A 12,883-nucleotide genomic window follows, 5' to 3' on the forward strand; every position below is an offset into this window, starting at 1 on the left:
ATACAGGACAGGTACAGAGCGTTGCGTTCCGGGGTGCAAACGCTAGAATCATCCAAAGGATAGGCGGCGCCGCGTTTACGTCACGCCTCTTTGCGTACATTTACCGTAAACCCACCGTATGCATCGCCTTGCACTCCGGCCCGACCGCCACCAGCGGGCGTCCGGCAGAGGGAGCGTGACGCGCGGCCGGTGAGCGGGCTATAAGATCGGCGGCATCGCGTCATGCGTTGTCTGAAGCAGAGACGATCCGGGAGGTCGGATGTTCGAAAAGATCCTCATCGCCAATCGCGGCGAAATCGCCGTGCGCGTGATGGAGACGGCGCGTCGGCTGGGCGTTGCCACGGTGGCCGTCTATTCGGACGCGGATGCCAGGGCGCTGCATGTAGCGAGCGCCGACGAGGCTGTACGCATCGGCCCTGCCCCTGCGGCGGAGAGCTATCTTGATGGCGCGCGCATTATCGCGGCGGCCAAGGAGCGCGGGGCCGAGGCGATCCATCCAGGCTACGGCTTTCTGTCGGAGAACCCGGACTTCGCGGAGGCCGTGGAGGCGGCGGGGCTCATCTTCATTGGGCCGTCTCCCAAGGCCATCCGTGCCATGGGGCTGAAGGATGCGGCCAAACGGCTGATGGAGAAGGCCGGCGTGCCGGTGGTGCCGGGTTATCACGGCGAGGCGCAGGAGCTGGTGGTGCTGGCCGGCAAGGCGCGCGAGATCGGCTATCCCGTACTCATCAAGGCGCGCGCCGGCGGCGGCGGCAAGGGCATGCGGCGTGTCGACGAGCCGGAGGCGTTCGCCGAGGCGCTGGCCGCGGCCAAACGGGAGGCAAAGGCCGCCTTCGGTGACGGGCGTGTGCTTGTGGAAAGGCTGATCGCGAAGCCGCGCCACATAGAGGTGCAGGTGTTTGGCGACCGGCACGGCAATGTGGTGCATCTTTATGAGCGCGACTGCTCTGCACAGCGCCGCCACCAGAAGGTGATCGAGGAGGCGCCCGCGCCGGGCATGACCAATGCCATGCGCACCGCGATGACGGACGCGGCGGTGAAGGCGGCGCGAGCAATCGGCTACAGCGGCGCTGGCACGATCGAGTTCATCGTCGACGCATCGAAGGGGCTCAGGCCCGACCGCTTCTGGTTCATGGAGATGAATACGCGGCTGCAGGTCGAGCATCCGGTGACGGAGATGACGACGGGCGTCGACCTGGTGGAGTGGCAGTTGCGGGTGGCGGCGGGCGAGGCTCTGCCCCGCACGCAGTCCGAGATCGCGCTTACCGGCCACGCCGTCGAGGCGCGGATCTACGCCGAGGATGCCGCGCGCGGCTTCCTGCCGGCCACTGGCACGCTGCATCATCTGCGCTTTCCGGCAAGTGCCGCGGGGGCAAGCCTGCGCGTCGACACCGGTGTGCGCGAGGGCGACGCCATTTCACCGCATTACGACCCGATGATCGCCAAGCTGGTGGTGCATGCGGGCGACCGCGCAGGCGCGCTTTCCGCACTGGCGGCAGCGCTGGAGGAGACGGAGATCGCCGGCTCAACCGTGAACACCGCCTTCCTCGCGCGGCTGGCGCGCGACGAGGCGTTTGCATCCGGCGATGTCGACACGGGGCTCATTGAGCGGCGACAGGAAGCGCTGACGCGCACCGCGGAGCCGGATGCCGGGGCCATAGCCGAGGCGGCGCTTGCGGCTTCCGGCGCTGCCCACCGGCCCGAGACGTGCGAGCCCTTCGAGGCGATCACCGGCTATGGCCATTTTCACCCGCCTGTGCATCCCAGCACGATCCATTATGGTGAGCGTGTAATGGCCTATGCTATCACCGGGCTCGGCGACGGGCGCTTCGCCGTGCAGATAAAAGGGCCGGAGGGGACGGAGGAAACGGTGATACTCACGGCCGGAGCAAGCACGCGGCTCGCCTCATGGCCAGGTCACGTGACGCTCTTCGACGGCGCAAACAGCCATACATTCCGCCTGCACGACCCGCTGGCGCTTGCCGAGGAGGCGGCCGTCGGCGGCGACAGCCTGCGCGCCCCGATGCCGGGGCTCGTCAAGATGGTGCGGGCTGCGGCGAAGAAGCCGGTAAAAAAGGGCCAGCCGCTGCTCGTACTTGAGGCCATGAAGATGGAACATACAATCGCCGCCCCCCATGACGGCATCATCGCCGAAATCGCCGCCGAGGGCACACAGGTGAACGACGGGGCGGTGCTGGTGCGATTTGAGGAGTGAACGGTGAGTAGGAATAGTGAGTAGTGTGAGATTGGGGTCCCCCTATTCACTACTCTCTATTTCCTTCACTGCATCGTCATCCACTCGCGCGCCTCGCGCAAAGCACGGGCGATGTCGGCTTTCGACATGGTGGCCGCCAGTTCCGAGCGCATCTCGGCGGCGCGCTCCGATCCCTTGATGGCGGCGATGTTGAGCCACTTGTGCGCGGCTACGAGGTCCATGTCGCAGTCGCGGCCGGTTGCGTACATCATGCCAAGCTGAAGCAGAACGTCCGTCTGGGCGCTGCCGCCTGCCGTGGCTGATCCTATTCCCTGAAAATCGAAACGTGCCATTATCTTATCCCCGTTTTACGTCCTGAGAGCCGCCCGCCTTCTTCTTCCCGAGGCGGTGCTGCGATGGTCCCGAGAATGGCGACGAGGACTGAAATCGCCGTTAAATAGCTTGATTAATATGCAGAAAATAAAGTTCAAACATTCGGTAAAGCGCTGGATTCCGTTAAGGATAGGAGTGCCTGAAGTGCAAGAGCTTCAGCCGCTCGGACGCGAAAAAATGTAACCGACGCGACAACCCTTTCCTAACCATCGCCGAAGACCTGCTGGAAAAATATCGCCGTTCCCATGATCCAATGAGACCCGTGGAAGCGCAACTTTCAGCATCTTCCGCGCGCGCTCGGAATGCATTACGCTTACGTTCGCGTAATTGGCGGGACCAAGTCCGCCAGTGTCAGGGAGGACAAGAGATGATACGCAGGATGTTCTTTGCGGGTGCGGCACTTCTTGCCGCGATGGGGCCGGCGCTGGCCGATCCGATCGAAGGGAGGTGGAAGACCGGATCCGGCAACACGGCGGAGATCTCCGCCTGCGGTGGCGCCTTCTGTATCACGCTAAAGACAGGTCCGCACGCCGGCAAGCAGATCGGCCGCTTTGAACCGCAGGGAGAGGGCAGCTATGCGGGCACGGTAACGGATCCGAATAAGGACAAGACCTATAAGGGCAAAGGGAGCCTGGAGGGCAATGTCTTCACCATGGGCGGCTGCGTGCTCGGCGGCCTTATCTGCCGCAACGAAACCTGGTCGCGCATGTAGTGTGGGAACACCCCTCACTTGATCTCTGCGAACTCTAGCCCGCCCCGCAGGCCCTCAAGAACCGCCGCACCGTCTCGGCCATGCCGAATTCCAGAGCGTCGGCCGTCAGCCCGTGCCCGATGGAGACTTCCGCCAGCGCCGGGATGCGGTCGGCCACGGGCGGCAGGTTGGCGACGGTCAGGTCGTGCCCGGCGTTGACGCCGAGGCCGAGCGTGGCCGCCGTGTCTGCCGTCCTTACGAGATTTTCCAGCTCTTTTGCAGCCTTTGCCGGGTCGTCGTGGCAGGCGCCGTAAGGCCCGGTATAGAGCTCCACCCTGTCCGCACCCGTTTCCTTCGCCGCCCGCAGCCCTGCCTCGTCCCGATCGGGATCGCAGAACAGCGAGACGCGAAAGCCGCCTCGTTTCAGGCGTCCGACAACGGGCTTCAGAAATGCCGCCTCCTTGACGAAATCCCAGCCGTGATCCGACGTAGGCTGCGCCGGGTCGTCGGGCACCAGCGTCACCTGCTCGGGCTGGTTCTCCTCCACCAGGCGCAGGAAGTCCTCCGTCGGATAGCCTTCGATGTTGAACTCGCGGTCGGGAAACTCGTCATCGATCATGGCGCGGATCGGCGCCAGGTCGGAAAAGCGGATATGGCGCTGGTCGGGACGGGGGTGCACAGTCAGTCCATGGGCGCCGGCGGCGAGCGCGATGCGGCCTAATCCCGTCACGCTCGGCCACGGCAGATCGCGCCGGTTGCGCAGCATAGCGATCGCGTTAAGATTGACGGAGAGCTTGGCCGGCATGGCGAATCCCATTGCGTGGAGAGCTTTTCTCTTCACCCCTATACCGGCTTTCGGCGGAACTGACAGGGCCAATTGCGGTTGTCGTGAGGGACAGGCGGACGGCCCGCGGGCGCCGATGAGCGCCATCCAGGAGATGATGCGATGCTGATCAACGAGACCCCGCCCCACGTACGCCGCATCGATACCGACCGCGAGGACGCCTATGCCTTCGAGATCACCGGCCATATCACGGCCTCTGATGTCGAAAACATGTACGGCCTTTTGGAAGGCGCGTACGAACTGCACGAACGGATCGACCTGATCATTATCATCCACGACTATGAGGGCTTCGACTGGAGCGCGGCGTGGAAGGATCAGGTCATGTTCGGCAAGACCCGCGCGTTTAAGCATATCCGTAAATGCGCCGTGGTCGGCGGGCCGGGCTGGATTAGCTCCGCAATCGCTCTCTTCCGGCCGTTCTTATCAATGGAGATGAAGCACTTCGAGGCGGCGGAGATGGATGCAGCGTGGGCGTGGATCGGCGCCAACCCGCTTCCCAGCCCGGCTTAAACCTGGGTCATCGGCTTCCGCTTTTCTTGGAATGGCTCTACCGCACCACCGTCAGTCGCTCCGCAGCACGCGTGATCGCCGTATAGAGCCAACGCTGACGGGTGTCGCGGAAGGCGAAGCTCTCGTCGAACAGCACGACATCGTCCCATTGCGAACCCTGCGCCTTGTGAACGGTGAGAGCGTAGCCGAAGTCGAAGTCGTCGTAGCGCTTCTTCGTCTGCCAGGGGATTTCGGATTCCGGATCCTCGAACGCCGCCTTCAGGAGCTTGATCTTGGCCACGCCACGGTCCGGATCGTCCTCCTCGGGCGAGACCAGCAGGTTGATGCCCGGCTTCACCGTCTCGCGCGAGGCCGTCATCACCTTCCACAGAGAGCCGTTCAGAAGCCCCTTGTTCGGGTCGTTTCTCAGGCATACCAGCTTGTCGCCCGCCTGCGGGAGGAGGCCCTCGAATCCTTTCAATTCGCGCAGGCGCTGGTTATAGCGCCGCCGCGTGCGGTTGATGCCGAGCAGCACCTGATCGGCGGAAAGAACCAGGTCGCTGTTCACGTCGGCTTTCGAGATCACCTGCGCTGTGCCGTAGTCGCCATGCATGAACTCCCGGCCCTCACGCACGTCGAGCGCCAGACGGATGATGGGGTTGTCGCGCGCCTGGCGATGGATCTCGCTCAGGAGATAATCCGGCTCGTGCTCGGTGAAGAAGCCGCCGCCGGAGATGGGTGGCAACTGGCCGGGATCGCCCAAAACCAGAATAGGCGTGCCGAAGGACATGAGATCGCGGCCCAGTTCCTCGTCCACCATGGAACATTCGTCGATGACGACGAGCTTGGCGCGCGAAATCGGGCTTTGCCGGTTGAGCGAGAAGGTGGGCGACATCGAGGTCTTGCCCGTTGCCTCATCTTCCACCTGCTCTTCGCCGCGCGGGCGATAGATCAGCGAATGGATGGTGCGCGCGTTCGGGGCCCCCTTGGAGCGCAGCACCTGGGCCGCCTTTCCGGTGAAGGCGGCAAACTGCACGTCGCCGTCCACATGCTCTGCAAAGTAGCGCGCCAGCGTGGTCTTGCCCGTGCCGGCATAGCCGAACAGCCGGAAGAGTTGCGACTGCCCACCCTGCAGCCAGCGCGACACGGCCTTCAGCGCCTCGTCCTGTTGCGGCGAAAACTCCATGAGGCCAGAAATCAGATTCTGTGACGGATGAACAGGCCTTCATCGAGCCGCGCCGCGTTGCGCTACCTCAGCATCGGCCACAGCGTCGCGGCCAGCGCCACTCCCATCGCGACATTGAACCACTTGAGCCGCTTCGGGTCTGACAGAAAGCTCCGTAGCGCCACTCCGAAGCCGGCCCAGACCGAAACGCTCGGGAAGTTGACCAGTACGAAGGCGAGTGCGACTAGGACAACAGAGAGGAAGGGCGCCCGCGGGTCCGTGTAGATGGCCATGGCCGTCACCGCCAGTACCCATGCCTTCGGGTTGACCCACTGGAATGCCGCTGCCTCTATAACTTGCATCGGCCGTGCGCCGTCGCCCGCGTTTGAGCCGAGCGACCGAGAGGTGGCGATCCGCCAGGCGAGGTAGAGAAGGTAGGCGCCACCAGCCACCTTCAGCGCCACGTTGAGCTGTGGGTAGGTAGCCAGAAGCGCCCCCAGCCCAAAGCCGACCGCGAGCAGCAGTGAAGCAAAGCCGCCCGCAATGCCGAACATGTGCGGGATCGTGCGGCGGAAGCCGAAATTCACGCCCGAAGCCAGAAGCATGAAATTATTCGGCCCCGGCGTAACGGAGGAAACGAAGGAAAAGAGCAAAAGGGCGAGGAAGACATCGAACGGCACGGCATGACCTCTATTACATCAGCAATGCTGGCATTCAGGTAGATTCGTCGATAGTAACCATGCCGCTGTTCGGCAGTTCAACTTAGATTCTTCAGTCGGCACTTTCCGAAGTAGCGAAAGGTCACCGGGCCTGAGCTCTTATTACATCCCCTCCGGGCCGCGGTTCATCGCTGCCACGCCCGTGCGGCAGACCTCCACAAGGCCGAGCGGTTTCATGATGGAGATGAACTGTTCGATCTTCGACACGCGACCGGTGATCTCGAAGATGAAATGCTCGGTGTTGGCGTCGACCACCTGGGCGCGGAAGGCGTCGGCAAGCCTCAGCGCTTCCACGCGGTCATCGCCCTTGCCGCTGACCTTCACCATTGCCAGTTCGCGCTCCAGCGGGCGGTCATGGCCCCGCTCATAAGCTGTCGACGTCAGGTCCACCACCCGGTGCACCGGCACGATGCGCTCGAGCTGGTGCTTGATCTGTTCCAGAACATGCGGCGTGCCGCGGGTGACGATGGTGATCCGCGAGAGGTGCCGCTCGTGCTCGGTTTCGGAGACTGTGAGGCTGTCGATATTATAGCCGCGGCCGGAGAAAAGGCCGATGACACGCGCCAGAACGCCCGGCTCGTTGTCGACCAGCACGGCAAGCGTCCGCTTTTCGTCCGTCTCGGTTTCTTTGGTAATGAAATAGGCGGAGCCTGTCGGCTTGAGCTGGGCGTTCATGCGTTTGTTCTCTTTTTCAACGATCGGTCACAAGCAACTTCCGTGCGAGACTCCAAATCCTAGACCAGCGCCCTGCCCTTGGCGTCGATGGCATTGGCCACCGCCTCGTCGGTCGCCTCGTCCGGCAAGAGCATCTCATTGTGCGCCTTGCCTGAGGGGATCATAGGGAAGCAGTTGGCGAGGTTCGCAACCCGGCAATCGAAGATCACCGGCTGGTCGGTCTCGATCATCTCCCTGATGGCATCGTCGAGTTCGCCCGGCTTCTCGCAGCGGATACCTTTGCAGCCATAGGCCTCTGCCAGCTTGACGAAATCCGGCAGCGCCTCCGTATAGGAGTGCGACAGGCGGTTGCCGTGCAAGAGTTGCTGCCACTGCCGCACCATGCCCATGTACTGGTTGTTAAGGATGAAGATCTTGATCGGAGCGCGGTGCTGCACGGCCGAGCTCATCTCCTGCATGGTCATCAGCACCGAGGCGTCGCCGGCGATGTCGATGACCAGCGCGTCGGGGTGTGCGATCTGGACGCCGAGGGCTGCCGGCAGGCCGTAGCCCATGGTGCCGAGCCCGCCTGAGGTCATCCACCGGTTGGGCGCCTCGAAGCCGAAATGCTGGGCGGCCCACATCTGGTGCTGACCGACCTCGGTGGTGATGTAGACGTCGCGATACTTGGTCATCTCGTAGAGCCGCTGGACTGCATATTGCGGCATGATGACGTCATCGTTTGGCTTGTAAGCCAATGAATCCCGCGCCCGCCATTTGGCGATCTGTTCCCACCAGGGTTTCAGCGCCGCCTTGTCCGCATGTGCGCTCGCCCGCCACAAGCGCACCATGTCTTCGAGTACCCGTCCCGCGTCGCCGATGATGGGGATGTCGACATGCACGTTCTTGTTGATCGAAGAGGGATCGATATCGATGTGGATCTTCTTTGAATCGGGCGAGAAGGCATCGATGCGGCCGGTGATGCGGTCGTCGAAGCGCGCGCCAATGCACACCATCACGTCGCAATCATGCATGGCCATGTTGGCTTCGAACGTGCCGTGCATGCCCAGCATACCGAGCCAGTTCTTGCCGGACGCCGGATAGGCGCCGAGCCCCATCAAGGTCGAAGTGATGGGGAAGCCGGTGAGATCCACCAGCTCGCGCAGCAGGTGGCTCGCCTCCGGGCCGGCGTTGACCACGCCGCCGCCCGAATAGATGACGGGGCGCTTGGCGGCTGCCATCAGCGCGATGGCCATCTTGATCTTGTCCTGGTCACCTTCAACGCGCGGATTGTAGCTCGTGCGCGGAGCCGTCTGCGGCGGCGTGTAGGTGCCCTTGGCAAACTGAACGTCCTTCGGAATGTCGACCACGACCGGCCCCGGCCGCCCCGTATGGGCAACATGGAAGGCCTCGTGAAGGACTGCCGCAAGCTGATTGACGTCGCGCACCAGCCAGTTGTGCTTTGTGCAGGGGCGGGTGATGCCCACTGTGTCGCATTCCTGGAAGGCATCGGAGCCAATCAGCGTCGTCGGCACCTGGCCGGTGATGCAGACCAGCGGAATGGAATCCATCAGCGCGTCCTGCAACGCTGTGACCGCGTTGGTGGCGCCGGGACCGGAAGTGACCAGCATGACGCCGGCCTTGCCCGTCGATCGGGCATAGCCTTCGGCGGCATGCCCCGCCCCCTGCTCATGGCGCACCAGGATGTGCTGAACCTCTTCCTGTTGGAAGAGCTCATCGTAGATCGGAAGCACGGCGCCGCCCGGATAGCCGAAAATGTGCTTTACGCCGTTGTCCTTCAGCGCCTGCACCACCATTTCGGCGCCCGTCATCTCCTGCATGCCCGTTTCCTGCCCCTTGGGCGCCGGCACTTGTGCGTTCATCGCTTTCGTGTCCCGTCTCGATCCGTCGTCTTCGCTGTCGTTCGGCCAATAAAAAAGGCCCCCGGAGGAGCCCATCTTTGCACATGAGTGGCTGTCGCCCGGCGGCTACGCCGCCCTGCTCATGTGCGTTCCTACTACGAGAATACCTGTGGTCATCATGGTCGCGGACCATAAGGGGCAACCGCCCATGGTGTCAACGCAGAAAGCGCGCCAAATGCGACACGGATCGATTTTCCGGCACCGGGTGGCCTTCTCCACCGGCCAGGTTTAGTAGAGTCGTCTCCGCAAATCAGATTCTGAGCCGGCGATGAGACTGACGACCGAACGCCTGATCTTGCGCCCTTGGGAGGATCGCGACCGCGCGCCGATGGCCGCCATCCACGGCGATCCGCATGTCAGGCGCTTCTTTCCCAGGCTTCTGACGCCAGAGGAGACGAACACCGATATCGACCTCGCTATCTCGCGCGCGCGGGCGAACGGGTTCCACTTCCAGGCAGCGGAGCTGAAGGAAACGGGTGAGCTTGTCGGGCTGATCGGGATCGGAGTCCTGCCCGACGTGATGCGCGAGGCAATTCCAAGCCGTCCACAAGTCGAGATCGGCTGGGTGACTGCCGAGCGGTTCTGGGGCCGGGGCTTGGCGCCGGAGGGTGCACATGCCTGGCTCGACTACGCTTGGTCGATCGGCCTGCCCGAGGTAGTGGCCTTCACCGCGCGGGTGAACCTGCCAAGCCAGCGGGTGATGCAGAAGATCGGTATGGAGCACGATCCTTCGGACGACTTCACGCATCCCAAGCTGTCCGACGGCCATCCCCTGCGCCCACACGTGGTGTACCGAAAGCGGAACCCGGCACTTCAAGGGCAAGTTCCCGGTTAACCCCACCTCAACCATCCCCCCTCATCCGGCTTTAACCTCGCCGCGATAGCTTGCCGCGATCCAAGGGGCAGATGGGGCGGGCAAATGTATATCGATGGCGATGCCATGCAGGGCGAGACGACATCGCAGGAGCGCAGGATGGCGGGCCAGCCGGCCGCCCGGGTGCTCGGTCACGTCGTGCAGTGCGACGGGGCGCGGGCCGTCATCGCCGCCACCATCGGCAAGGACGAAGTAGGCATCGCCGGCACCTGGACGGTCGGCAAACTGATCTCCATCAACCTCGGCACCACCCGCACGGTCGGCCTCATCTACGCCATCGAGCGTCCGCAGCGGCGTTGGGACGATGAGGGGGGCAACCCCATCATGGTGTGCGTCGAACTGATCGGAGAGGTGCGCGACGGCGACGGCGCGCCCATCTTCGACCGCGGCATTACCGAGTATCCGCATATCGGCGCACTTGCCCACCGCATCCGCGCCCGTGACCTGCGCGCCATCTACGATCTCGGCGGGCGGCGTTCCGTCACTATCGGCCAGCTCTCGCAGGACAACGCCATCGACGCCTGTCTGGCGGTGGACGAGACACTCAGCCGCCACTTCGCCTTCGTCGGCACCACGGGCGTCGGCAAGTCGACCGCAGTCTCGCTGCTTCTGCGCAAGACAATCGAGGCGCGGCCGGATCTCAGGGTGCTCATTCTCGACCCGCACAACGAGTTCGCCGCAGCCCTTCCCGAACATAGCGTGCGCATCGATACCAACTCGCTCGACCTTCCCTTCTGGCTGTTCCGGCTGGAGGAGTTCGTCGAGGTGCTTTACCGCGGGCGCGAGCCGGTTATGGAGGAAGTGGAGCTTCTGCGTGACCTGATCGCCACCGCCAAGCACGCCTACCGCAATTCCGGCGCCGGCGTGCTGAAGCGCGGCGGCGACAGCGGGATTACCGCCGACACGCCCCTGCCCTACCGAATGGCCGACCTCGTGCATGAGATCGACGAGCGGATGGGGCAGTTGGAGACGAAGACCGAGCGTCCCTACTACCGCCAGCTGCGCGCGCGCATCGAGGCGGCGCTGAACGACCCGCGCTATCGGTTCATGTTCTCCTCGCATCTGATCGAGGATTCCATCCACGAGACGGTCGGACGTATCTTCCGCATCCCGAGCGAGGGGCGGCCGGTGACCTGCTTCGAGATGGCCGGCTTGCCATCGGAGGTGGTGAACTCGGTCTGCTCCGTCTTGGCGCGGCTCGCCTTCGACCTGGCGCTTTGGAGCGATGGCAGGTTGAAGCTTCTCGTCCTGTGCGAGGAGGCGCACCGCTATATGCCGGCCGACCCCAGACTCGGCTTTGCGCCGACGCGCCATGCGCTGTCGCGCATCGCCAAGGAGGGGCGCAAGTACGGGTGCTATCTGGGCGTCGTCACGCAGCGGCCAGGCGATCTCGATCCGACCGTACTTTCGCAGTGTTCGACCGTTTTCGCCATGCGGCTTGCCAACGAGCAGGACCAGTCGATCATCCGCTCGGCGATTGCCGATTCCTCCGCGTCCACGCTTGCCTTCCTGTCGGCGATGGGCCAGCGCGAGGCGATCGCATTCGGCGACGGGGTAGCGACGACCATGCGCATGAAGTTCGAAAAGCTGCCCGACGAACGCCTGCCCGGGATCAAGGACAAGCTCGCGGACGCTGCACCGGCATCTGACGGCCGCTCGGTCGACGGGGTCGACCTGGCGCGGATCGTCGAGCAGATGCGCAGCTCCGGCAAGCGCACCCGCACGACCTCCGGCGTCTTCGGAGCAGGCACCCTCGGCTCCGTCCGCGACCTGCCGAGGGACGAGGAGATTGCCGTCCCCCGCAGCCGCTTCACGCGGTAAGGCGCTCAGCTCGCGCGCTGGCCGAAAAGCACCTTCTTGGCTTCCTCGTCTTCAGCGATATTGCGGCGGTGCTCCTGGCCGACGGCAAGGCCGCGCTCCACCGCGGGACGCGCCGTGATCGCTTCAAACCAGCGCTTCAAGTTGGGGAAGTCGTTCAGGTCCTGCCCTTGGTTCTGGTGCGGCTTGATCCAGCCGACGCAGGCAATGTCGGCGATGGAATAGTCGCCCGCCAGATAGTCGCGGTTGGCCAGACGCTTGTTCATGACGCCATAGAGGCGATTGCACTCATTGGTGTAGCGCTCGATGGCGTAAGGCACCTTTTCCGGTGCGTACTGACGGAAATGGTGGGCCTGGCCGGCCATCGGCCCCAGTCCGCCCATCTGCCAGAACAGCCACTGGTCGACCTCCACCCGCTGGCGCTCATCCGTGGGGTAGAAGCGGCCAAACTTGCGTCCGAGATACTGTAGAATGGCACCCGATTCAAAGATAGAAATGGGTTCGCCGCCAGGCCCCTCGGGGTCGACGATGGCGGGCATCCGGTTGTTGGGCGCGATCTTTAAGAACTCCGGCTGAAACTGCTCGCCACGGCCGATGTTGACGTAGCGCACCGTGTAAGGAGCCCCGAGCTCTTCCAGCATGATGCTGATCTTCCAGCCGTTGGGGGTGGGCCAGTAATGCAGCTCGATGGGACGGGACTGTTCGGTCATGGGCGTCTCCTAGATCTACGCCTTTTGAGGTAAGGGCAAAGTGCGGCCTTCGCAATTGCGGGCCGCGTCAATAATCTTGAACGCAGCATGAACGGTCATCTCAGCGGCCATTCAGTCGCGCCGGGGCAATCTCGTGGAAGGGACGAAGAGATGACCTTGGGAACAGGTACCAATGCCGAACATGAAGACGATGATCACACACTTGCGCCGGGCCGCGCCGCGGGCGCTGATCCTTCTCTGCCTGCTGGCGCTGCCCATAGCGGCAGTGGGTATTGTGCACAACGGCAACGACGGGAAAGCCATGGAAAGCGCGTACCGGATGCCAGGCGGCATTGGGCCGGCGGGCGGAATGTCTCCGCAGCGCATGCGGTGAGGCGATCACACCTCGAAACCGCCACGGGAAACTCCTA

The 12,883-nt window shown here is 63.6% G+C and carries 13 protein-coding genes; 6 read left to right on the forward strand and 7 right to left on the reverse strand.

The window, feature by feature from the left end; translation table 11 throughout:
* Positions 1-259: 259 nt before the first annotated feature.
* Positions 260-2,215, forward strand: a complete 1,956-nt coding sequence (locus N5A92_RS13350; protein WP_260903415.1) for an acetyl/propionyl/methylcrotonyl-CoA carboxylase subunit alpha — start codon at positions 260-262, stop codon at positions 2,213-2,215.
* A gap of 65 nt (positions 2,216-2,280) precedes the next feature.
* Here the strand turns inward: N5A92_RS13350 and N5A92_RS13355 are convergent, their stop codons facing one another.
* Entirely contained in the window at positions 2,281-2,547 is a 267-nt protein-coding gene (locus N5A92_RS13355; RefSeq protein WP_260903416.1) for a sel1 repeat family protein, read from the reverse strand.
* A 407-nt stretch (positions 2,548-2,954) separates the two neighbouring features.
* Here N5A92_RS13355 and N5A92_RS13360 point away from each other — a divergent pair, with 407 nt between their 5' ends.
* Positions 2,955-3,299, forward strand: coding sequence for a DUF2147 domain-containing protein (locus tag N5A92_RS13360; protein ID WP_260903417.1), 345 nt, complete (start codon positions 2,955-2,957; stop codon positions 3,297-3,299).
* 34 nt (positions 3,300-3,333) lie between these two features.
* Here N5A92_RS13360 and N5A92_RS13365 read toward each other — a convergent pair whose 3' ends face one another.
* A complete protein-coding gene (locus N5A92_RS13365; protein ID WP_260903418.1) occupies positions 3,334-4,083 on the reverse strand; it encodes a pyridoxine 5'-phosphate synthase in 750 nt (249 codons plus the stop codon).
* Between the two features lie 141 nt (positions 4,084-4,224).
* Between N5A92_RS13365 and N5A92_RS13370 the strand changes: the two genes are divergently transcribed.
* The gene (locus N5A92_RS13370; protein ID WP_260903420.1) at positions 4,225-4,632 is read left to right on the forward strand and encodes a SpoIIAA family protein; all 408 of its coding nucleotides are present in this window, start codon (positions 4,225-4,227) and stop codon (positions 4,630-4,632) included.
* A gap of 37 nt (positions 4,633-4,669) precedes the next feature.
* Here N5A92_RS13370 and N5A92_RS13375 read toward each other — a convergent pair whose 3' ends face one another.
* From N5A92_RS13375 to N5A92_RS13390, 4 genes are all read right to left on the reverse strand, one after another.
* Complete coding sequence (locus tag N5A92_RS13375; RefSeq protein ID WP_260903422.1) at positions 4,670-5,797, reverse strand: ATP-dependent DNA helicase; 1,128 nt, start codon at positions 5,795-5,797, stop codon at positions 4,670-4,672.
* Between the two features lie 62 nt (positions 5,798-5,859).
* On the reverse strand, positions 5,860-6,456 hold the full coding sequence (locus N5A92_RS13380; protein WP_260903423.1) for a LysE family translocator: 597 nt from the start codon (positions 6,454-6,456) through the stop codon (positions 5,860-5,862).
* A 141-nt stretch (positions 6,457-6,597) separates the two neighbouring features.
* Positions 6,598-7,170, reverse strand: coding sequence for an acetolactate synthase small subunit (gene ilvN, locus N5A92_RS13385; protein WP_260903432.1), 573 nt, complete (start codon positions 7,168-7,170; stop codon positions 6,598-6,600).
* A 59-nt stretch (positions 7,171-7,229) separates the two neighbouring features.
* A complete protein-coding gene (locus tag N5A92_RS13390; RefSeq protein WP_260903435.1) occupies positions 7,230-9,032 on the reverse strand; it encodes an acetolactate synthase 3 large subunit in 1,803 nt (600 codons plus the stop codon).
* A gap of 307 nt (positions 9,033-9,339) precedes the next feature.
* On the opposite strand from N5A92_RS13390, the gene N5A92_RS13395 reads away from it, so the two are divergent.
* Both N5A92_RS13395 and N5A92_RS13400 read left to right on the forward strand, forming a co-directional pair.
* Positions 9,340-9,906 carry a GNAT family N-acetyltransferase gene (locus N5A92_RS13395; protein WP_260903437.1) on the forward strand — a complete coding sequence of 189 codons (567 nt, stop codon included), beginning with the start codon at positions 9,340-9,342 and terminating at the stop codon, positions 9,904-9,906.
* 84 nt (positions 9,907-9,990) lie between these two features.
* Positions 9,991-11,766, forward strand: coding sequence for an ATP-binding protein (locus N5A92_RS13400; RefSeq protein ID WP_260903439.1), 1,776 nt, complete (start codon positions 9,991-9,993; stop codon positions 11,764-11,766).
* A 5-nt stretch (positions 11,767-11,771) separates the two neighbouring features.
* Here N5A92_RS13400 and N5A92_RS13405 read toward each other — a convergent pair whose 3' ends face one another.
* A complete protein-coding gene (locus tag N5A92_RS13405; protein ID WP_260903440.1) occupies positions 11,772-12,473 on the reverse strand; it encodes a glutathione S-transferase family protein in 702 nt (233 codons plus the stop codon).
* 172 nt (positions 12,474-12,645) lie between these two features.
* Here N5A92_RS13405 and N5A92_RS13410 point away from each other — a divergent pair, with 172 nt between their 5' ends.
* Positions 12,646-12,846 (forward strand): hypothetical protein, encoded by a 201-nt coding sequence (locus tag N5A92_RS13410; protein WP_260903441.1) that lies wholly within the window; start codon positions 12,646-12,648, stop codon positions 12,844-12,846.
* Positions 12,847-12,883 lie beyond the last annotated feature (37 nt).

It is taken from the genome of Chelativorans salis, assembly GCF_025336525.1.
Classification (GTDB): Bacteria; Pseudomonadota; Alphaproteobacteria; order Rhizobiales; family Rhizobiaceae; genus Chelativorans; species Chelativorans salis.